Source organism: Nocardia miyunensis NBRC 108239 (genome assembly GCF_001613065.1).
GTDB classification, from domain to species: domain Bacteria; phylum Actinomycetota; class Actinomycetes; order Mycobacteriales; family Mycobacteriaceae; genus Nocardia; species Nocardia miyunensis.
Genome location: NZ_BDBQ01000012.1, coordinates 42,395 through 64,036, shown reverse-complemented (window position 1 = coordinate 64,036; position 21,642 = coordinate 42,395). Strand labels below are relative to the sequence as shown.

The window sequence follows — 21,642 nt, the reverse complement described above, 5'->3', positions numbered from 1 at the left end:
GCACGGACGCACGGACGCACGGACGCACGGACGCACGGACGCACGGACGCACGGACGCACGGACGCACGGACGCACGGACGATGGTGGCGGCGGCGGATCGACTGCGATTCGGTCGATCCGGTCGCCGATCACAACCGGCACCGTCCTGAACACCACATCGGCGCGGCCACGCTCACACATCCGGTAGACGACATCGGCCACCGGACAACGGGATTCAGACCCGCGCGAGCAGGCGGGCCTTCCATCCTGGCCGCGCGGCCACCGCGCCGCCGCGAATGGCCGAGGGGCGACGAGCCGAGACGAGCGCATCGAAATCACCCGCGCCATAGGCGGGCTCGGTGAGCCGACCGGTGTTGAAATCCTCGACGAGCCCGCGCACGGTCTCCTGCGCGCAGGACTTGTTGGTGCCGATGAATCCGGTCGGGCCGCGCTTGATCCAGCCGGTCACGTAGACACCGGGGACGACCTCGCCGCCGGGAGCCGATCGCACCCGTCCGGCGGAGTTCGGAATGACCCCGGCCGCATCGTCGAACGGCAGGCCGGGCAGCGGAACGCCGCGATAACCGACCGACGCGAGAACCAGGCCGGTGTCCAGGGTTTCGGTGGAACCGGTGGGCACCGCACGCACCGTGCCGTCGGCATCGGTGGCGAGTTCGTTGTGCGCCAACTCGATTCCGGCGACCCGGTCGGTGCCGGACAGAGCGGTCGGCGAGGACAGGTAGCGGAACACGATCCGCTTGCGCCCGCTCACCGGCCGGTCGGCCAGGCCGCGCAGTAGCCGTAACTTGTGTTCGACCTTCTGCGAGATACCCGGAACCGGTTCGGGCACATCGCCTTCCACGACGATGTCCACGTCCGCACCGAGCAGTCCGACGAATTCCGGTACGGTGAAGGCCGATTCGGCTGGTCCGCGCCGCGCGATGATCACAACCTCTTCGACCTTGCTGTGCCGCAAAGCTTCCAGCGCCCTGGGCGATATATCGGTGTGGGACAGCGCCTCGGGATCGGCCGTGAGGATCCGCGCGACGTCCAGCGCGACATTGCCGTTGCCGACGATCACCGCGCGGCGCTGGGTCAGATCGAATTCCCGCTCGGACTGATCGGGATGTCCGTTGTACCAGGCCACGAAGTCGGTCGCCGAGGCGCTGCCCGGCAGGCCCTCGCCCGGAATGCCGAGTTTGCGATCGGTCGAGGCGCCGACCGCGTAGATCACCGCGTGATTGTGCGCGAGCAGTTCCTCATGCGAAACATCCTGTCCCACAGTCAGATTCAGATAGGATCCGAATCCGGGCTGCTCGGACATCACGTCGTACAACCGGCTCACCCGACGGGTCTTGGTGTGATCCGGGGCGACGCCGAACCGGGCCAGGCCGTAGGGCACGGGCAGCCGGTCGATCACCGTCACCGCGACATCGGGCTGGGTGAGCAGCTCATCGGCGGCGTACATCGCCGAGGGGCCCGAGCCCACGATCGCCACCCGCAGCGGCCCGCCCTCGACCCGCGCGGCGGGCACCGGCTGGGCCAGCACCGTACGCGGACGCACCTGCCGATAGAAATCGGCATTGATCTCGATGAAGGGCTGCTGCTCGGGAGTCAGCCGTTTGGTCGAGGTGATGGCGTCGACGGGGCACGCCGTAGCGCACGCCCCGCAGTCCACGCACGACTCCGGATCCACGTACAGCATTTCCGCACTCAGGAAATCCGGCTCGTCCGGAGTGGGATGGATGCAGTTGACCGGGCACGCGTAGACGCAGGACGCGTCGCTGCAACAGGATTGGGTGACGACGTACGGCACTGTGCGCTCGCCCTCAACTCGCCTTGACCACGCGCAGCGGCTCCGAGCGGTAGCGGCTGCTCGGGCCGTCGATGCGCAGCAGCTTCCACACGCCCTTGGCGACCGGGTTCATCAGGCCGATCTCCTTGGCCAGCGCCCGCACGTCGACGAAGTAGTCGCTGAAGACCTTGCGAGCCTCCTTCGAGCCGTAGAACAGCTCCTTGCGAACCTCGTCCGGAATATCGAACTCGTCGAAGAAGGACTTCGGCGGCGTGGCGATCGACCGGCCCAGGATCCACATGATCAGCGGCATGGCCAGCGAGAGCACGAACTTGTTGAACGACTTCGCCTCCGGCACATGGTGCTCGAGGAATTCGTGTGCGAAGGAGATGTGCCGCGCCTCCTCGGCGACGTGGATCGACATCACTCCGCGCATGATCGGGTGCACCTCCTCACCCGAGCGCAGGATCGCCTTCTGGATGTGATCGATCGGCTCCTCACCGGCGAGCACGGCCATGAAGAACAGATTCGGGGTCAGCACGGCCACCGGAACGCCCAGATACCGCAGCTTGCGCACGGCCGGGCCCATCCCGGGCACGTCCGCCCCGATCCGGTTCACCATCTCCTGGAACATCTGGGTGTGGTTGAGTTCCTCGGTCATCTCATGGGTGCAGTACCGGAACTCGGGGTCACCGTTGGGCAGCCCGAAGGTGTGATTCACCATCCCGCTGATCAGGATCGACTCGAACTGCAGACCGACCTTGGCGACGTTGGCCTGGCGGTACTTGCCGATCTCGATCTGCCGCTTCCTGGGCTGGGACAGGTACCACGGGTGCCGCCCGAGCGGGTCCGCGGAAACAGGCAGAATCCACCGCTCGGGGTCGGCATCGGGATCGAAATCGGGGTTTTCCCAGTCGATGTCCTCGAAAGGATCGAAGTGGCGGTTCACCGAACCTTCCGACAGCAGCGTCAACTTGGCGGCGTACTCCCGCGCCTCGCGGACGATCGGGTCCTCGGGCTCGACGTGGTCGGCACCAGGCGTCGTGGCAACGGACGTCATCGTCACAGCCTCTCCACTCGTTGGGTAACTGTTTCCAATAGTTACACCAACCAGGAGTCACGTCAACCGCTGCAGGTCATCGGTCCAGCGGCACCAGCCCCGTATGAGCAGTTCCGGCCGCCACCGCGGCCTCGGGCACCACGACTCCGGCCATCGCACCGCCACCGGCGATCAGCACCGCCGCCGCGACGCGCACCAGCCGACGCTGCGACCATGCCGAACCACCCCGGCGACCGCCGACCGTGCCGCCGGCCGCCTCGGCTGCCCGCTGCGCCAGGATCGCGGCACCGTCGGCGATCGTGCGTTCGGGATCCGCCGCGACGATCACCGGCCGCGCGAGCTCCTCACCGAGCACCTTCGCGACCTCGCGCGGACGCGCGGCACCGCCGATCACCAGGACCCGATCCACATCGGCCATGGTGACATCGGCGATGCGGAGGCATTTGTAGACCAGATCCACCGAACGCAGCACATGAATCGAGCGCAGCGCCGAGATCGCGGCATCGGAATCGGTCAGCGAACGCGGCGAGGCCAGGCGGCTCGCCCGTTTGGTCATCAGCGCGCCGAAGGCGCGGCCGCCGTACTCGCTCGACCGCACCGGCGTGCCGACCACCCGATTGTCCGGCGCACCCGCGCCGACCCGGACCAGGGTCACGCTCAGCGCCGAACCACCCAGGTCGTAGACGAGCATCAGCCCCGGGGTGACCGGGTCCTGCGTGGCCTCGAACCAGGCCGTCGCGGCGACCGGCTCACAGATCAGCTCGGCCCGCGCCAGGCCCACCGTCTCGAGCGCCCCGCGAAGATCGGCGACCTGCTCGCCCGAATAACCGACCGGATGGGTCACCGCCAGCGCGACATTCTCGTCCGGCTCCGCGCCGAGCGTTTCGGTGATCACGCCCTGCGCGACCGTCGCGACCAGATCCGCCGCGGTCAGCGTGCGATTGCCGACCCGTGCCGTCGGCGTGGAACGCTGACTCAGATCGGCGAATTCGGCCAGCGCGCGGCCGTGTTTGGGAATCCGGCCGACGCGTGCGGCGCCAGCGCTGTCGAACGTGAGGGTGGTGCGCCACGTCGTGGGCACGCCCTTCTTCTTGTTCCGGTGCGCGGCCCGGCCACTCTCCCCTGCCACGGCGCACACCGTATTGACCGTTCCGATGCTGACTCCGAGCCCAACCGTCATCTACACCCATCCTCGATCGACGAACAGCGTTTTATGCAATCGTGATCCGAACGCGTTCCAGGCAACCATCCGCAACCCGGTACTGACAACCACCGGACACGGGGTTGTCCGCTCGTGACATCTCCTGCACATACCGTTCAGAAGTGGGTGAACTGTGCGGATCGACCGTCCGCACACCTCTCGGCGAGCCGGGCGGACCCGACCGGAGATCCGCCCGACGCCGCACTCAGGATCCTGCTGGCAACTCCGGAATCCGGGTCGCACGGGCGTAGACGGTCTCGCCGTCGCGCAGTTGCAGTGCCTCGGCGTCACCGCGGGTGACCTGCGCGGTGAACAGATCGCCGGTGGCGGCATTGCGCAACTCCAGCCGCACCTCGAAGCCGAGCACCACCACCCGCTCCACCGTTGCGCGGGTGACGCCCGCCGATTCCGCGGTGCCCTCGTGCGAGGCCAGCGCCATCTCCGGATCGCGGCCGACGCGAATGTCGTGCGGGCGCACCAGATGTCCGTTCAACTTTGCCACCGCGCCCAGGAAGGACATGACGAACTCGTTCGCCGGACGGTCGTAGACGTCCTCGGGACTGCCGATCTGCTCGATCCGCCCGGAGTTCATCACCGCGATCCGGTCCGCGACGTCCAGCGCCTCCTCCTGATCGTGCGTCACCAGCACCGTGGTCACGTGGACCTCCTCGTGCAGCCGACGCAGCCAGGTCCGCAGATCGGTGCGCACCTTGGCGTCCAGCGCGCCGAACGGCTCGTCCAGCAGCAGCACCTGCGGATCGACCGCCAGCGCGCGGGCCAGGGCCATGCGCTGACGCTGACCACCGGACAGCTGGGCCGGATACCGGTGCTGGAAACCGTCCAGCCCGACGATGCCGAGCAGCTCGTCCACCCGCTTGGCGATCTCGTTGCGCGGCCGCTTGCGGATCTTCAGACCGAATGCGACGTTGTCGCGCACGGTCATGTGCTTGAACGCCGCGTAATGCTGGAACACGAAACCGATATCGCGTTTCTGCGGCGAGACCCGGGTGACGTCGCGTCCGGCGATGACCACCACCCCGGAATCCAGCGATTCCAACCCCGCGATCGAACGAAGCAGCGTCGACTTGCCCGAGCCGGAGGGGCCGAGCAGCGCGGTCAGCTCACCCGAGGGAATTTCGAGGCTGACGTCGTCGAGCGCGGCGAACGTACCGTAATTCTTGTTCGCATTGGTGACGGTGATCATTTGGCAGTGCCCCGCTTGCGTTCTAGAAGGGTCATCAGAATGAGAACGACGAGCGCGATACCCATCAGCAGGGTCGCCGCACAGTAGGCGCCGAACGTGTTGTTGTCGTTGGTATAACGGCCGCTCACCAGCAGCGTCAGCGTCTGCGAGATGCCCGGCAGTCCCGAGGAGACCATGATCACCGCACCGTATTCGCCGAGCCCGCGCGCGACGGTGAGCACGATGCCGTAGGTCAGGCCCCAGCGAATGGCGGGCACGGTGATCCGCCAGAAGGTCTGCCAGCCGGTGGCGCCCAGCGTGGCGGCCGCCTGCTCCTGATCGTCGCCGATCTCGTGCAGGACCGGCACGACCTCGCTCACCACGAACGGCAGCGTGACGAAGATGGTCGCGAGCACCATGCCCGGCAGGCCGAAGATCACCTTGAAGCCGAGACTCTGGACACCACCGAACCAGCCGCCCACACCCCACAGCATGATCAACGCCACACCCACGATGACCGGCGACACCGCGAACGGCAGATCCACGATGCCCTGAATCAGAGTCCGGCCCCGGAAGTTCCCGCGCGCCAGCGCGATCGCGGTGACCACGCCGAAGACCACATTCACCGGCACCACGATCGCGATGATCAGGATCGTCAGGTCGAACGCCGAGACCGCCGCCGGGGTGGTGATGGAAGCGAAGAACGCGCCGAGGCCGTGTTGAAAACTACGCCAGAAAATGATGATCAGCGGCGCCACCAGCAGGATGAGCAGGTAAGCCAGCGCGATCACCCGCATCGAGATGCGGGTCGGTGCGGACAGTTTCATCGGCTTCTCTGCTCCTTGCGTGCGGCGCGCCCGGCGAACAATCGCAGTACCAGCAGGGTCAGGAAGGAGATCACCAGCAGTACCACCGATACCGCGGCCGCGTTGGCCGGACGGTCCACCTCGATCTGCTGCTGGATGTACTGCGAGGCCACCTGGGTGTGGCCGGGAATATCGCCGCCGATCAGGACCACCGAACCGTATTCGCCGATCGCGCGAGCGAAGGCCAGCCCGCCGCCGGACAGGATTGCCGGTGCGAGCGTGGGCAGCACGATCCGCAGGAACGTGGTCCAGTTGTTCGCGCCCAGCGAGACGGCGGCCTGCTCCACCTCCCGGTCTGCCTCGATCAGCACCGGCTGCACCGAACGAACCACGAACGGCAGTGTCACGAATGCGAGCGCCACGACCAGGCCGGGCTGGGTGGCGTTGAGGTGCACACCGATCGGACTGTCCGGGCCGTACAGCGACAGCAGCACGATGCTGGCCACGATCGTCGGCAGCGCGAACGGCAGGTCGATGAGGGCGTTCACGATGCTCTTGCCGGGGAAATCGTCCCGGACCAGCACCCACGCGACGAGCGTGCCCATCACCACATTGATCAGCGCCACCGCCACCGACACGACGACCGTCACCCGCAGCGCGGCCAGGGCGGCCGGTGCGGAGACGGCATTCCAGAAGCCGGACCAGCCGCCGCCGAAGGCGTGAAACGCCAAGGCGGCCAAGGGCAACAGCACGATCACGCTGAGCCACAGCACCGCGATCGCGAGGCCCAGCGGACCGACCGATCCGGTTATCCGTAGCCAGGAGCGGCCGTTCGGTTGTTGCCCGGCCGTGCCGGAAGCCGCCTCCGCGATCGCGGCATCAGTACTGATCTCGGTCACGATTGTCGAGTATCCCGTGAGTGGTGTGTGCCGCAGCCCTACTTGGTGGCCTTGTCGTAGAGCACCGCGACGCTGCCCGTGTTCGGCGTGAACAGGTCCTTGTCGACCTTGGCCCAGCCACCCAGATCGGCGACGGTCCACAGCTTCTGCGGCTGCGGGAAATCCTTGCTGTAATCGGCAGCGACCTGCGGGTCGACCGGGCGGTAGCCGGCCTCGGCGAAGGCCTTCTGACCGGCGGGGGTGTACAGGAAGTTCTTGAATGCCACGGCCTTGTCCGAGTTCTTCGCGTTCTTCAGCACCGCGAACGGGTTCTCGATCTTGAACGTGGTCGGCGGCAGGAGGTGCTCGATCGGGTCGCCGCTACGCTCGGCATTGATGGCCTCGTTCTCGTAGCTGATCAGCACGTCACCGGTGCCCTGCAGGAAGGTGTCGGTGGCCTCGCGGCCCGACTTCGGCTGCACCTTGATGTGATCCTTGGAGATCAGCTGGCCCAGGTAGTCCAGGCCGGCCTGCGGGTTCTTGCCGCCGTCGCTCTCAGCCGCGTACGGAGCCAGCAGGTTCCACTTGGCCGAACCCGAGCTGAACGGGTTCGGAGTGACCACCTGCACACCCGGCTTCAACAGATCGTTCCAGTCGTGGATGCCCTTCGGATTCCCCTTGCGCACCGCGATCACGACGACCGACCCGAACGGAATTCCCTTGTCGGCGTCCGCATTCCATTTCGAGTCGATCAGGCCGGCCTTGACCAGCCGGGTGATGTCGGGTTCGACGGAGAAGTTCACCACATCGGCCTGGGCTCCGGCCGCTACCTTGCGGGACTGATCACCGGACGGGCCGTAGGACTGCTGGACCTGGACGCCCTTGCCCGCGTCGGTCTTGTTGAACTCGGGAACCACCTTCTGGAAGGCAGGCTGAGCCACGGAATACGCGAAGAGGGTCAGCGAACTGCTGCTGCCACTCCCACCGCCGCTCGCGGTGTCGCTGGCTCCGCCGCCGCAGGCGGACAGGGTCACGGCCGCGAGTGCGGTGAGCGCGGCGGCGACCGAGCGGCGGCGCGAGAGTGGCCAGGAGCTGCGAGACATAGGGGTGGACCCTTTCCTGCTGCCCCACCGACGTATTTCAACAGTTGGCGGCGGGGTGGATATGGTTATCGGGATAGACCTGCCGTGAACAACGATGTGGGGCAGTGGCGCGTCTACGGCGAGAGCCGCCGGGCTGGGACACATCTGCGAAAGGAAATGCGCGCCGAGTCTATTGGGGGATGACGCGCAGAGGTGTCCGACGGGTCATCTGCGACAGTAGATGTCCGCGACCACGAGGCAACCCACTGCGATCAACGCCAATTCATGGCGGACCTGCGGGACTGCACTCGATGACACGGGCAGACTGTAGCAGAACAGGACGAATCGCCGCGACCCGATCGAACCCCAGGGGGCATCTGTGACCACAACACCGAGCGAATCCGCCGGAGACGGCCCGACCACCGGAGAATCCGCCGCTCCGGACCGGATCCGCCGCACTTTTCCCGGCATCAGCACACGGGCGTGGGAGCATCCGGCGGATCGCACCGCTCTGGTGGCCATGCGCACCTTCGCCGGGTTCGACACCGTGCTGCGCACCCTGTCCGGTCTGCTGCGTGAGCGCCAGCACCGGCTGATGTACCTGGCGACCGCGGTCCGGGTGGACGAACGGCAGTTCAAGACGCTGCACGAGCTGCGGAGCGATGCCGTGCGCATCCTCGACGCACCGGTCGCACCGGAGATGTACGTGCTGCAGGATCCGGTCGCCAACGCCTTCACCATCGGGATGGACGAGCCGTTCATCGTGCTGACCACCGGACTGGTCGAACTGCTGGACGTGGAGGAGTTGCGATTCGTCGTCGGGCACGAACTCGGGCACGCGATGTCCGGGCACGCGGTCTACCGGACCATGCTGATGCATCTGCTGAACTTCGCGTCCTCGTTCGGCTGGATGCCGATCGGCGGCTGGGCGCTGCGCGCGATCATCGCCGCGCTGTTGGAGTGGAGTCGCAAATCCGAACTCTCGGGCGATCGGGCCGGGCTGCTGTGCGGGCAGGACGTGGAGGCTTCGGTGCGCGTCCACATGAAGTTGGCGGGCGGCGCGATGGTGAGTGAGATGAGTCATGCCGCATTCCTGCAGCAGGCCGACGATTACGACCGCACCGGCGATCTGCGCGACGGCGTGCTCAAACTGCTGAACATGGAATTGCAGACGCATCCGTTCTCGGTGCTGCGCGCGGCGGAACTACGGCGCTGGATCGCGGGCGGTGAGTACGACCGCATCCTGGACGGGCGATATCCGCTGCGCGAGCACGACAAGAACACCCGGATCAGCGATGAGATCCGCGAGGCCGCCCGCACCTACCGGGAAAGTTTCGACGCCTCGGAGGACCCCCTGATCCGCACGGTGCGCAACCTGGGCCGCGATGTCGGGGCCGCGGTGAGCACCGTGGGTCAGGAGGTCGGCGAGACGGTCTCGAAGATCGGAAAAAGATTCGGGTTCTAGTCCTCGTCCACTTCCGGCGGGCTCTCGAGCAGGTCCAGGATCCATTCCTCGGAGGCGGACTCCTCGCCGTCCTCGTCGGCCTCCTCGATGCGCAGCCGGTTGTGCAGCCGCACTCCCAGGCCGAGCAGTTGGGCGGCCCGCACCATCTCGATCGCCTCGTCGGGCGTGGCGTAGTGGGTGGCGATCAGCCGAGGCCCCTCCTCGAGGTCATCGGTGTCGAGCAACTGCGTGGTGAGCTCAGCGAAATCCTCATCGGTTGACATGGGCGAGAGCGTACCCCGGGCTACCGACAGCGGCAGGGCGTTCGCGTCAGGGCGGAGGCGTGCTGCCGTCGTACCGGCAAGCGGGCTAGGCTGAGCGTGTGCATCGCATTGCCGGATGGTGGGACGGATTCGAATTGTGGGTCGCGGGCCTGCCGTTCCTACCGCAGTTCGCGGTGGTGCTGATCGGGATGGTCCCGATCAGTTTCCTGATCGCCTACCTGCTCGATCGTCTCCTGCGCGACGCGCTGCGCGTGCTCGGCCGGGATCGCGCGACCGAGCCGGAGCCGATCTCGTCGATCGATGCCGAGAATCCCGCCGACCCCGCGGAGACGGCACCCGAACTGGTGGTATTCGGCCCACAGCCCCTGGATTACGGGCCGCAGCCCTTGGAGTACGGGCCACACCCGCTGGACTACGGACCACCGCTGCCCGACACCCCGGGCGCGCGGCAGAAGGAAGCGGTGTGATGCCTCGCTCACGTGTTCAACTGGCCCTGGTCGCCCTGATCGTGCTCGTGATCGTCGCCTGGCTGCTCACCCGCTGAGGGCGCGCAACGCTGGACGGCACACGGTGACGGGCCGATGATGTCCCTATGACGTCCTACGACGAACCGCTGAGCGACGCACCCGACGACGTCAGCGATGCGGACCGCACGCCGCAGCCCGTTCCCGGCGACGACGCCCCGGCCGATGCCTGTGCGGTGCGCCGCGACGCGCTCGGCGACGTCGACGACAGTGAGTTGACCGCAGGATATCTGCCGACCTCCACGGGCATGACGCACAAATCCGCCTATCCGCCCATCGACGACTACGCCTTCCTGTCCGACTGCGAGGCCAACTGCCTGATCGCCCGCAACGGGGCGGTCGAGTGGATGTGCCTGCCGCGGCCGGATTCGCCCAGCGTCTTCGGCGCGATGCTGGATCGCAGCGCCGGGCACTTCCGGGTCGGCCCGTACGGCGTGAACGTGCCCGCGGCCCGCCGCTACCTTCCCGGCGGCATGATCGTCGAGACGACCTGGCAGACCGACACCGGCTGGCTGATCGTGCGCGACGCGCTGGTGCTGGGCCCGTGGCACAACAACGACAAGCGCAGCCGCACCCATCGCCGCACGCCGATGGACTGGGACGCCGAACACATGCTGCTGCGCACGGTGAAATGCGTGAACGGCGTGGTCGAGCTGGAGGTCAGCTGCGAACCGGCCTTCGACTACCACCGCGCCCCGGCCAGCTGGGAGTACACCGGCCGGGTCTACGAACAGGCCACCGCCACCTGTGAGGGCGACGCCGACTGCACCAGCCTGACCCTCACCACCGACCTGCGCATCGGGATCGAGGGACGCGAAGCCCGCGCCCGCACCCGGATGAAGGAGGGCGACGAGGTCTACATCGCGTTGTCCTGGTCCGAACTGCCCGCACCGCGCAGCTACGCCGAGGCGGCGGAGAAGATGTGGGCCACCACCGAATGCTGGCGGCAGTGGATCACCCTCGGCAAATTCCCCGATCACCCGTGGCGCGGATATCTGCAGCGCAGCGCGCTGACCCTCAAGGGCCTCACCTACGCCCCGACCGGCGCACTGCTCGCCGCGGCCACCACCTCGCTGCCGGAAACCCCTGGCGGAGAACGTAATTGGGACTACCGCTACGCCTGGGTGCGTGATTCCACCTTCGCGCTGTGGGGTCTGTACACCCTGGGCATGAACCGCGAGGCCGACGACTTCTTCGCCTTCCTGCACGACGCGGCCACCGACCACAACGGCGACACGCTGCCGCTGCAGGTGCTGTACGGCATCGGCGGGGAGCGCACGATCACCGAATACGAACTGGGCCATCTGCACGGCTACGACGGCGCTCGGCCGGTCCGCATCGGCAACGGGGCCTACAACCAGGATCAGCACGACATCTGGGGCACCATCCTGGACTCGGTGTATCTGCACGTGCGTTCCCGTCAGCAGGTGCCCGAAACGCTGTGGCCGATGTTGGAGAAGCAGGTGCAGGGCGCGATCGAACACTGGCGCGAGCCCGATCGCGGGATCTGGGAGGTCCGCGGTGAGCCGCAGCATTTCACCTCCTCCAAGGTGATGTGCTGGGTCGCGCTGGATCGCGGCGCGCATCTGGCCGAGATGCACGGCGAGACCGACTACGCCAGGAAGTGGGCCGAGCTGGCCCAGGAGATCCACGCGGACGTCCTCGACAACGGCGTCAACGCGGACGGCATCTTCACCCAGACCTACGGCGGCGACACCCTGGACGCCTCGCTGCTGCTGGTGCCGCTGCTGCGCTTCCTGCCCGCGAACGATCCGCGGGTGACCAAGACCGTACTGGCCATCGCCGACGATCTCACCGACCAGGGCCTGGTGCTGCGCTATCGCACCGACACCACCGACGACGGCCTGTCCGGTGTGGAGGGCACCTTCACGATCTGCTCGTTCTGGCTGGTCTCGGCACTGGTGGAGATCGGTGAGGTGCAGCGCGCCCGCCGCCTGTGCGAGCGGCTGCTCGGCTACGCCAGCCCACTCGAGCTCTACGCCGAGGAGATCGACCCGCGAACCGGACGTCACCTGGGCAACTTCCCGCAGGCGTTCACCCATCTGGCCCTGATCAACGCGCTCACCCACGTCATCCGCGCCGAACAATCCGTCCGCGCAGGCGAATTCCACCCCGCGCACCGCGCCGGATGAAGTGACGCGGACGCCCGTCAGTGCGCGTTCACGCGTTCGCGGATCTCGCGGAGGCGGATCAGGGAGGACTCGATCTCGGTGAGGCGACGGTCGCGGGCCGGGCCGGACTGTTCGGCGGCGGCCTCCTCCGCCGCGCGCAGGGATTCGTCCACCGAACGCAGTGTCTGATTGGCGATTTCGGTGAAATGGTCACGCAGGGTGCGCTGCACGCCGCGCAGGCGATGCCGTGATTCCTTGCTGACCTGGAAGATCACATCGTCCATCAGACGAGCGACGGCCGTGCGGGCCTCGGCCTGACGACGTTCGCGACGGAGTTTGCGGTCCTCCCACAGCGCGTTGACGCCCAGCAGTACCGCGGCCGCGCCCGAATACCAGTTCACCGGCGGGATGTTCAGCACGCTGGCCAGGACGACGCCGACCATCAGCAGGCCGCCGTAGGAACCCCGCATGATGTTCAGAATCGGTTGGATCACACCGGTTTTCGCCGACGCGAGCGGTTCCAGGGAGGCCACCGGTTCCAGGACGTCGGCCGGATTCTCCAGGCGCAGATCCGCGAGCGCGGACTCGTAGTCGCTGTCGGGGAACTTCTCCGCGACCTCCTCGGCCAATTCCACCGAGCGGTAGTGCGCGATGACGAAGTTCTCCTCCACCGCCTCGCAGATGCGGGCATCCAGATCCGCGCCGAATTCCTTCCAGCCACGGGCCGGATCGCCCTTGACGATCTCGGCCTCGGCGTCGCGGACCAGACTGCGCAGCCGGTGCCGCAGATCGTGTTCGATGTCGGCCATCAGATCCGAACAGCCGTCCGCGAGGGTGATCTGCCAGTTCGCCGAGCGCTGCCGCAGGTTGTCGGCCTCGGTGCGGGAGCTGCGCAGCTGTTCGGTGATCTCGGTGAACCGCTGCGGATCCCGCAACGTCTCGGCCTCGCTGCGCAGGCTCAGCGCCAGATGGTCGGTGATGGTGCGGATATCGCGCACCGCGGCCTCGTGGGCCAGCGCGTCCGCACGCCGCAGGACGTACTCACGCAGATGCTCGATCAGTTGCGGCACACCGGATTCCAGGTCCCGGCGCTGATCCGCACCGGCCCGCAGATGTTTCTCGGCGGAGATCGGCGCGACCGCGAAGCCCAGACCCGCCTGATCCAGCAGTTCGCGATTGCGCTGCTGCACCTGACCCCAGACCGGATACCGGTCGATCTTGTTCAGCACACAGATCACCGTCGGGCAGACCTGCTGGATCCGCGCCAGCAGCACGATCTGTTCGGGGGTGTATTCCTTGCCCGCGTCGGCGACGTACAGCACGGCGTCGGCGGCGGCGATCAGCGACCAGATGGTCGGCGTATCGGCGGGTGCGCCGGGCGCATCCATCACGACGAAACCCTCTGCCAGCAGCGGGCTCGGATCGGTGAACTCCGCACGCACCACGCCGTCCAGGGACATCACCGCCGCCGGATTCAGCGGATCGACCGGCTGACGTTCGGTGCGGCCACCGGCGACCGTGCGGACCAGCGTCGCGGTGGCCTGCGGACCGTATTCGGCGATCACCGGGACGCTGACCGGGCTGTCGGTGGCGCTGACCACCGTCCCGACCAGGCCGTTGACCAGGGTGCTCATCCCGTTCTTGGGTTCGCCGACCACGACCAGGCGCACCCGGGGATCGGCGACCCGGGACCGGGACATGCTCAGCCGGGCGGTCAGGTCGGCCCGCCCAGCCGCACGGGTGAGCCCCAGCAGCTCGTCGAGCTGTCGCAGGAGCGGCGCCATCGCGTCGGGATGTTTGGCCGCGGCCGGATCGACCGTGGTCACAGCGCGATATGCAGGTCGGGAGCGGGATGGATCAGGGTGTGCGCGGGATCGGCCTGGGTTCCGGGCAGCAGACCGCTGGACAGGCCCGTGGGCGCAGCGGCCAGCCCGGCGTGGCCGGAATCCTGCCAGGTCGAGTAGTCGCTCGAATCATGTACCGACGCAATGGGTTTCATCGGAAAATGCGGGCTCATGGTCATCGGCGGCAGCATCGGGGCATGGGGTGCGGTGTGCACGCCGGGCCCGCCGCCGTACCCGTCCGGAATGTGCGGGGCCGTGGCGGCGGGCGGGTTGTCGTGACCGGGCATCGTCGGCATGGTCGGCACATGCGAGGGCACGCTCGGCCCGCCAGTCGGCAGCGGCACCTCGTGGGCCGGCGACGAATCGTGCGTCGGCACGGGCTGCCGGGTCGGTCCCGAATCGTAGGTGGACGTCGGGGCGTGGCTGGGCTGCGGACCGTCGGCCGGCGACGAGTCGTGCGTCGGGGTCGCATCGCGGCTCGGCGACGCGTCATGCGAAGACGTCGAATCCCTTGTGGGCGTGGATGATTCATGGCTCGGCACGGAAGTGGCCGACGCGGTTCCGGCGTCCGAGCCGGGGTGCGCGGCCGTACTCGGGCCGACCGTGGTGGGACGGGAATCGGTGGTCGAGTCGTCCGTCAAGGTCGGGCTCGGATGTCCGGCGATGGTGGAGGTCGCCCCGGAGGAGTCGCCGGCGCCGTGCCCGTTCGACGGAGTTCCCGACGGGCGGGGCCCGGTGGAGGGGCCGTACACGTGGGATGGCGAAGGGCCCGTGGTCGGACCATAGGTGGGATGCGGCGGCTTCGGGACGTGCGCGGGGCCCAGAATGCCCGTCGGCGGGATGGCCGGGATGCTCACATGCGGGATCAGGGAATGATCGAACGTCCCGGTCAGCGGCTGCCCGACCGTCGGTCCGTTGTTCGCACCGTGCTCCGGACCCGGTGACGTGGGCCCGGCCGTGGCCGGAGCGGGCCTGGACAGACCGAGGAATGCCGCGGGCCCGACCGCCGCGGCCGCACCGAGCGGCACCGGCCCGAGATGATCCGGCAGCGCACCGGCCAGCGTGTGCAGCGCCGCATCCGGATGGGCCGCGGGTTGCAGCGGCGTCGTGACGACAGGTTGCGGAACCGGAGGCGCCGCGATCACCGCGGGCTGGGGCGCGGTGACGACCGAGGTCACGACGGCGGGTGTGGTCACCGCCGCGGGCGCGGCGACAGATGCGGGCACGGACGAGGCGACCGGCCCGGCCGCGGGCAGCGACGGCGACAACGCGGCGGTGGCCGGAACATTCGCCGGTATCACCACACCGGGCACCACGGGCTGCGGGACACCGGGAGCCGGAACCAGGCCGGCCGCGCCCAGCGGCCCGTGCGCGGGCCCCGCCCCATCCGGGCCGGGAATGCCCATCCCCGAACGGATTCCGTGCGGTTGTCCGGTCAGGTCCTGGACCAGCACGGACTCCGGGCCGGACGCGTCGGCCGGTGCGGACTCACCTCCGCCCAGCCACCGACCATAGGTGTCGATCTGCTCCCCGATGCCGCCGACGACACCGCCCGCGGCCTGCGCACTCAGATTCAGCCACACCCCGTCGAGTCCGGCGTGCGCGTCCAGGTGCACCTGGACGTCGGCGTAGACGCCCGACTCGGCGCTGCCGACCCCGTCGAATCCGGAAACCATGTGCAGCGCATCATTTTCCGAGCCGAGCGGGCCGAAACCCGCTCCCCCGCCGGCGGACGAGGCCGACCGATCGCCCAGATCGATGGACTGGAAACCGTTGGCAGCATTGGCAATCGACGCATCGGCAGGATGGATCAGACTCGTCAGCGTCGCGTCCTGACCGCTCTCCGCGGCGATCGGCGCGGCCGCCGGATGGATGCCGGGCAGATTGAAATTTGATCCACCGTTACCGGAATTCAGCTTGGGAATCTGGAATTCGGGGACCGAGGGAACGCTCGGCATCGCCGGAACGCTCGGCAGATCGAACGGCGAATCACCGGTACCCGGCGTATTCCCGAAACCGGGAATACCATTGCCCAGGTTCGGGATTCCGTTACCCAGGCCGGGCACCCCGTTACCGAGACCCGGCACTCCGTTACCCAGGCCGGGCACGGTGCCCGTACCGGGCAGATGGTCGGTCCCCGTCCCCGGCACGGAGCCGACGCTCGGACCGGGGACAACGCTCAATCCCGGTGTGCTGCCATCGGTTCCGGGCATCGAGTTCACACCGGGAATCTTGCTCAGATCGGGCGGATGGGACGCGGCGTCGGGCCCGGTTTCGATCTGAACGTGGAATTCGAATCCCGGTGGGAGATTCGGAAAGGCGAGTTGCGGATGGTCGGAAGCGGCCGCACCCGGATGGCCGAGAACGGGCGGCACCGAATCCGGGGACGGATCCGGATAGGTGACGACCGGGCTGGGCGCATTCGGCTGGGGATCTTGCAGCGACCAACCCGCGATCCGGCTGGCGTCGTGGGATTCGTTGTTCTCCGGCGCTTGACTGCCCTCGGCGACCAGCGCGCCGCCGGTGACGTACGCGCCTGCCCTGGCGACCCGCGCGACGCCGGTCGCGACGCGATACGCGGTGTCCCCGGCGTGATCGCCCGGGTCCTCCGCGTCTGCGTCGAGGGGCAGGTCACGCGTCATACACACTCCACTCTCAGGTGTCCGGCCTCGAAACCGGACGGGTCTTGCCAACAGTCGAGAACAGGTAACACCATATTTCCGGATACCCCGGCTGTCACATCCTCCAGGCACGGCGAACACCGGATCATGGTGTGCCACACCAGCGTGCCAGTGCGCGATTCGATTCGAAAGCCCCGAGATCGACCGGCAGAATCGGACCGAACCGCCGACTGCATCACCTTCGGGTGCCGTAACCAGCGGAATTCTGGTGATCCGCCGGTCATTTCCCCTTCGGTTTGTCCGAGGAGGCCTCGGTCGACAGCGCCGCGACGAAGGCCTCTTGCGGAACGTCGACACGTCCGATCGTCTTCATCCGCTTCTTGCCCTCCTTCTGTTTCTCCAGCAGCTTGCGCTTGCGGCTGATGTCACCGCCGTAGCACTTGGCCAGCACGTCCTTGCGGATCGCCCGAATGTTCTCGCGCGCAATGACCTTCGAGCCGATGGCTGCCTGGATGGGCACCTCGAACTGCTGCCGCGGAATGAGTTCGCGCAGTTTGGTGGTCATCTTGTGGCCGTAGGCCTGCGCCGCGTCGCGGTGCACGATCGCGGAGAAGGCGTCCACGGCCTCGCCCTGCAGCAGGATGTCGACCTTCACCAGATCGGCCTCCTGCTCACCGGCCTCCTCGTAGTCCAGACTCGCGTAGCCGCGGGTGCGGGATTTGAGCGAGTCGAAGAAGTCGAAGATGATCTCCGCCATCGGCAGCGTGTACCGCATCTCGACGCGGGTCTCGGACAGATAGTCCATACCGCCGAGTTCACCGCGCCGGGACTGGCACAGCTCCATGATCGAACCGATGAATTCGCTCGGCGCGATGACCGTGCACTTGACCACCGGCTCGTACACGTGCCGCAGTTTGCCCTCCGGCCAGTACGACGGGTTGGTCACCACATGTTCGGCGCCGTCCTCGAGCACCACGCGGTAGACGACGTTCGGCGCGGTGGAGATCAGGTCCAGATCGAATTCGCGTTGCAGGCGTTCGCGGGTGATCTCCATGTGCAGCAGACCCAGGAAGCCGCAGCGGAAGCCGAAGCCCAGCGCCACCGAGGTTTCCGGGGTGTAGGTCAGCGCGGCGTCGTTGAGCTGCAATTTCTCCAGCGCGTCGCGCAGATTCGGATAGTCCGAACCGTCCACCGGGTACAGGCCCGAGTAGACCATCGGGCGGGGGTCCTGATATCCGGCCAGCGCCTCGGACGCGCCTTCGCGGGCGGTGGTGACGGTATCGCCGACCTTCGACTGCCGCACGTCCTTCACACCGGTGATGAGATATCCGACCTCGCCGACGCCCAGGCCGCGAGTCGGCTTGGGTTCCGGGGAGACGATGCCGATCTCGAGCAGTTCGTGGGTCGCACCCGTGGACATCATCTTGATCTTCTGGCGCGGGACGAGCTTGCCGTCCACCACGCGCACGTAGGTGACCACACCGCGATAGGTGTCGTACACCGAGTCGAAGATCATCGCGCGAGCCGGCGCGTCCGCCGCACCCTCCGGCGGCGGGATCTGCTCGATCACCGCGTTCAGCAGTTCGGTCACCCCGACGCCCGTCTTACCGGACACCCGCAGCACATCCTCGGGCTCACAGCCGACGATATGGGCGAGTTCGGCGGCATAACGGTCCGGATCGGCGGCGGGCAGGTCGATCTTGTTCAGCACCGGGATAACCGTCAGATCCTTGTCCAGCGCCAGGTAGAGATTGGCCAGCGTCTGCGCCTCGATGCCCTGCGCTGCGTCGACCAGCAGGATCGCGCCCTCGCACGCCTCGAGCGCCCGGGACACCTCGTAGGTGAAGTCCACGTGGCCGGGTGTGTCGATCAGGTGCAGGACATAGTCCGACCCGTCGACGGACCAGGGCAGCCGCACGTTCTGGGCCTTGATGGTGATACCGCGCTCGCGCTCGATATCCATCCGGTCCAGGTACTGCGCGCGCATCGCCCGCTCCTCGACAACTCCGGTGAGCTGCAGCATGCGATCGGCCAGGGTCGACTTCCCGTGGTCGATGTGCGCGATGATGCAGAAGTTCCGAATTTGCGACGGATCGGTAAACGTGGTATCGGCGAAGCTGGGCACTGGGCTCCTGGTCACGAAGGGTATTCAGGCGGCATCCATGATCCCATGGGCCCGTACCAGTTTTTCGGCGAGGTCCGGCGGCAAGGATCGTCGCCGTATCGATCCGTTGCCGGTTCGCCGCGACCAGGCGGGATGAGAACGACGGAATCGGCCGTTATGCTCGCGGACTATGGCCGGTACGTGGAGCTCACTAGGCAGGCAGTTGGGAATCCTTGCCCGGGAACAGGGCCCTCGGATCGTCCGGCAGCAGGCTCCCAAACTGGTCGATCGGATGCAGCGCTCCGCGATGTGGGATCGCGCGGTGGGCAAGCGCCGCCCGCCCGGGGTCGCGGTGCGACCGGCGGCGTCGGTTCCGGTGCCGACGCGCGAGCGGGCCCGTCAGGTGGTCTACTGCCCGCGCCTGGACGGACGGGCCGATCCCGGTGAAATCGTGTGGACCTGGGTGCCGTTCGAGGAGGACCCGAACGAGGGCAAGGATCGCCCGGTGCTGGTCGTCGGCCGGGCCGGGAACACCCTGCTGGGGTTGATGCTCTCCTCGAATCCGGAACGTTCGCAGGATCACCATTGGGTCGAGATCGGTTCGGGCCCTTGGGATTACCAGGGCCGGACGAGTTGGGTGCGGTTGGATCGAGTACTCGACGTCCCCGAGGAGGGCATCCGGCGCGAAGGGGCGATTCTGCCGCGCCGGACCTTCGACGTGGTCGCGCACCGACTGTGCCGGGAGTATCACTGGCAGTGAGCCGGACCGGGCATCCGTGAGTTCGGTACAGCTCCGCCCGCAGTAAACGCCCGACCAGGGCGATTTCACTCGGAGTCCACCCGACTGGTACTCTCGATCGTCGGTGCTGCGCTACCCATCACGGTTTCGGTGTAGTGCGCCCAGAGACTTCCCGGTAGTACAGAACACACCACACAGACGACAAGGAATCATACGCGTGGCCAACATCAAGTCCCAGATGAAGCGGATCCGCACCAACGAGGCGGCGCGCCTGCGCAACCAGTCGGTGAAGTCCTCGCTGCGCACCTCCATCCGCAAGTTCCGCGAGGCCGCCTCGGCCGGTGAGAAGGACCAGGCCAAGGAGCTGCTGGTGAGCGCGAGCCGCAGCCTGGACAAGGCCGCCTCCAAGGGTGTCATCCACGCCAACCAGGCCGCCAACAAGAAGTCGGCCCTGGCGCTGGCCTACAACAAGATCGGCTGATTCGTCGCGGTAGCACCTACCGCGCACATGCTTTACAGCCGCCGTGGCAGAGGGTCTGTGAGAATAGACGACCACGGCGGCTTTTGTCGTACCCTGTGAAGGATTCACCATCGACCGACGACCAACCATGTGTGAGACCGCTCGGCCGAATCGGCGACTTCGCGCTCGGGACGAGTCACTACGCGCCGAGATCAACCCGAACGGAATCCCCGGACTTGTTGTGCGAGCGTAGTTCGTGACCGCCCCGGAATAGGCAATGACGAAATTCGCTGCGCTCCCCATGGGACCGAGCCATGTGCGGCACCACCGAGGTCGACCGCGGCGCAATCCACTGGTCCGGCCTATGCCCGTGGATCGATCACCGCCCGGCAGTCCGGCCGAGCCGATTCGCAGCGGCGGGACTCAGGCGACGCCGTGCAGGTCCAGGATGGTGGACAGGGCGTGTTCGAGGGCGTAGTCGGTGTCGGCCGCACCGCCCTTGACGTCGGCATTGAGGGTGGCGACGATCTGTAGGGCCGAGCCGATGGTGGCGGCTGTCCAGCCTCGGGCCTGGCCCTGGGCCTTCTTCACCTTCCAAGGAGGCATGCCGAGTTGGGAGGCGAGTTTGAACGGGTCGCCGCGACCGGCCGAGCCGACCCGGGCGATGGTGTGCACCGAATCGGCGAGGGCGTCGGCGAGCAGGACCGCGGGCACCCCGCGATCGGTGGCCCAGCGCAGCGCCTCCATCGCGGCGGGACGATCCCCGGAGACGGCCAGATCCGCGACATCGAATCCGGTCACCTCGGCCCGGCCCGAGTAATAGCGGCGCACCGCGTCGATATCGACCTTGCCGCCGGTATCGGCGGCGAGCTGGGAACAGGCCGCGGCTAGCTCGCGCAGATCCGAGCCGACCGCCTCCAGCATCGCCTGCACCACTTCCGCCTGGACTCGCAGCCCCGCGGACCGGAATTCGTTGCGCACGAACTCGACTCGTTCACCGGCCTTGCTGATCTTGGCGCAGTTGTGGGTGACCGCGCCCGACTTCTGCAGGGCCGGGGCGAGCGCCTTGGCACGACCGCCACCGGAATGCAGAATGACCAGGACCACGCCCTCGGGCGGCTCGGCCGCGGCATCGGTGATCACCGCGACCGCATCCTTACCCGCCTCGGCCGCGGACTCCAGGACGATCACCCTGTCCTCGGCGAACAGCGACGGACTCAGCAACTCGGCCAGCTCGGCGGTACTCGCATCACCCGCGCGCAACCGATCCACCGGCAGCGCTTCGGGATCCGGGGCCCCGGCGCGCACACCGGAGACGATCGAGGCGACCGCGCGCTCGATGAGCAACTCTTCCTCACCGAGCACGAGGTGGACGGAGGCAGGACGATCGGTCACGCCCCGCATCCTACGGTGGGCCACCGACACCGCCGCACCTCGCCGCCGCGACGGTTCGCCTCCTTCGCCCCCGGCTGCCCCGAAGACCGGGCCGCCTGCCGAGACAGCAC

General features: G+C 67.5%; 18 protein-coding genes. 5 read left to right on the top strand and 13 right to left on the bottom strand.

Annotation, left to right across the window (positions count from 1 at the left end; genetic code table 11):
• Positions 1-215: 215 nt before the first annotated feature.
• The 8 genes from NM2_RS06585 to NM2_RS52900 form a co-directional block, all read right to left on the bottom strand.
• Positions 216-1,796 carry an FAD-dependent oxidoreductase gene (locus NM2_RS06585; RefSeq protein ID WP_067665297.1) on the bottom strand — a complete coding sequence of 527 codons (1,581 nt, stop codon included), beginning with the start codon at positions 1,794-1,796 and terminating at the stop codon, positions 216-218.
• 13 nt (positions 1,797-1,809) lie between these two features.
• Positions 1,810-2,835: an AurF N-oxygenase family protein gene (locus NM2_RS06580; RefSeq protein WP_067665294.1), complete on the bottom strand. Its 1,026-nt coding sequence runs from the start codon at positions 2,833-2,835 to the stop codon at positions 1,810-1,812.
• Between the two features lie 76 nt (positions 2,836-2,911).
• Complete coding sequence (locus NM2_RS06575) at positions 2,912-3,964, bottom strand: Hsp70 family protein (RefSeq protein ID WP_245717875.1); 1,053 nt, start codon at positions 3,962-3,964, stop codon at positions 2,912-2,914.
• Positions 3,965-4,241: 277 nt separating this feature from the next.
• Positions 4,242-5,240 (bottom strand): sulfate/molybdate ABC transporter ATP-binding protein, encoded by a 999-nt coding sequence (locus NM2_RS06570; RefSeq protein WP_067665287.1) that lies wholly within the window; start codon positions 5,238-5,240, stop codon positions 4,242-4,244.
• Positions 5,237-6,046, bottom strand: coding sequence for a sulfate ABC transporter permease subunit CysW (gene cysW, locus NM2_RS06565; protein WP_067665284.1), 810 nt, complete (start codon positions 6,044-6,046; stop codon positions 5,237-5,239). The genes NM2_RS06570 and cysW overlap by 4 nt, the downstream gene beginning before the upstream one ends.
• Positions 6,043-6,897, bottom strand: a complete 855-nt coding sequence (gene cysT, locus NM2_RS06560) for a sulfate ABC transporter permease subunit CysT (protein WP_067665330.1) — start codon at positions 6,895-6,897, stop codon at positions 6,043-6,045. Before cysT ends, cysW begins: the two co-directional genes overlap by 4 nt.
• 65 nt (positions 6,898-6,962) lie before the next feature.
• A complete protein-coding gene (locus NM2_RS06555) occupies positions 6,963-8,006 on the bottom strand; it encodes a sulfate ABC transporter substrate-binding protein (RefSeq protein ID WP_067665281.1) in 1,044 nt (347 codons plus the stop codon).
• A 204-nt stretch (positions 8,007-8,210) separates the two neighbouring features.
• Positions 8,211-8,456: an Ms4533A family Cys-rich leader peptide gene (locus tag NM2_RS52900; protein WP_369690304.1), complete on the bottom strand. Its 246-nt coding sequence runs from the start codon at positions 8,454-8,456 to the stop codon at positions 8,211-8,213.
• Here NM2_RS52900 and NM2_RS06550 point away from each other — a divergent pair.
• Positions 8,365-9,450 (top strand): M48 family metallopeptidase, encoded by a 1,086-nt coding sequence (locus tag NM2_RS06550; protein ID WP_067665278.1) that lies wholly within the window; start codon positions 8,365-8,367, stop codon positions 9,448-9,450. The genes NM2_RS52900 and NM2_RS06550 overlap by 92 nt on opposite strands.
• Here the strand turns inward: NM2_RS06550 and NM2_RS06545 are convergent.
• The gene (locus NM2_RS06545; RefSeq protein WP_067665274.1) at positions 9,447-9,713 is read right to left on the bottom strand and encodes a hypothetical protein; all 267 of its coding nucleotides are present in this window, start codon (positions 9,711-9,713) and stop codon (positions 9,447-9,449) included. The genes NM2_RS06550 and NM2_RS06545 overlap by 4 nt on opposite strands.
• Before the next feature lie 98 nt (positions 9,714-9,811).
• On the opposite strand from NM2_RS06545, the gene NM2_RS06540 reads away from it, so the two are divergent.
• Both NM2_RS06540 and NM2_RS06535 read left to right on the top strand, forming a co-directional pair.
• Positions 9,812-10,180: a hypothetical protein gene (locus NM2_RS06540; RefSeq protein ID WP_067665271.1), complete on the top strand. Its 369-nt coding sequence runs from the start codon at positions 9,812-9,814 to the stop codon at positions 10,178-10,180.
• Positions 10,181-10,485: 305 nt separating this feature from the next.
• Positions 10,486-12,390, top strand: coding sequence for a glycoside hydrolase family 15 protein (locus tag NM2_RS06535; protein ID WP_067665327.1), 1,905 nt, complete (start codon positions 10,486-10,488; stop codon positions 12,388-12,390).
• 17 nt (positions 12,391-12,407) lie between these two features.
• Here the strand turns inward: NM2_RS06535 and NM2_RS06530 are convergent, their stop codons facing one another.
• From NM2_RS06530 to lepA, 3 genes are all read right to left on the bottom strand, one after another.
• Entirely contained in the window at positions 12,408-14,195 is a 1,788-nt protein-coding gene (locus NM2_RS06530) for a P-loop NTPase family protein (protein ID WP_369690303.1), read from the bottom strand.
• The gene (locus NM2_RS06525) at positions 14,192-16,855 is read right to left on the bottom strand and encodes a hypothetical protein (RefSeq protein WP_067665268.1); all 2,664 of its coding nucleotides are present in this window, start codon (positions 16,853-16,855) and stop codon (positions 14,192-14,194) included. The genes NM2_RS06530 and NM2_RS06525 overlap by 4 nt, the downstream gene beginning before the upstream one ends.
• 259 nt (positions 16,856-17,114) lie before the next feature.
• Positions 17,115-18,974: a translation elongation factor 4 gene (gene lepA, locus NM2_RS06520; protein WP_439956843.1), complete on the bottom strand. Its 1,860-nt coding sequence runs from the start codon at positions 18,972-18,974 to the stop codon at positions 17,115-17,117.
• Positions 18,975-19,128: 154 nt separating this feature from the next.
• On the opposite strand from lepA, the gene NM2_RS06515 reads away from it, so the two are divergent.
• Both NM2_RS06515 and rpsT read left to right on the top strand, forming a co-directional pair.
• Positions 19,129-19,698: a type II toxin-antitoxin system PemK/MazF family toxin gene (locus NM2_RS06515; protein ID WP_067665263.1), complete on the top strand. Its 570-nt coding sequence runs from the start codon at positions 19,129-19,131 to the stop codon at positions 19,696-19,698.
• Between the two features lie 196 nt (positions 19,699-19,894).
• Positions 19,895-20,158, top strand: coding sequence for a 30S ribosomal protein S20 (gene rpsT / locus NM2_RS06510; protein WP_067665260.1), 264 nt, complete (start codon positions 19,895-19,897; stop codon positions 20,156-20,158).
• A gap of 402 nt (positions 20,159-20,560) precedes the next feature.
• Here the strand turns inward: rpsT and holA are convergent, their stop codons facing one another.
• A complete protein-coding gene (holA, locus tag NM2_RS06505; RefSeq protein WP_245717874.1) occupies positions 20,561-21,532 on the bottom strand; it encodes a DNA polymerase III subunit delta in 972 nt (323 codons plus the stop codon).
• Positions 21,533-21,642: the final 110 nt, after the last annotated feature.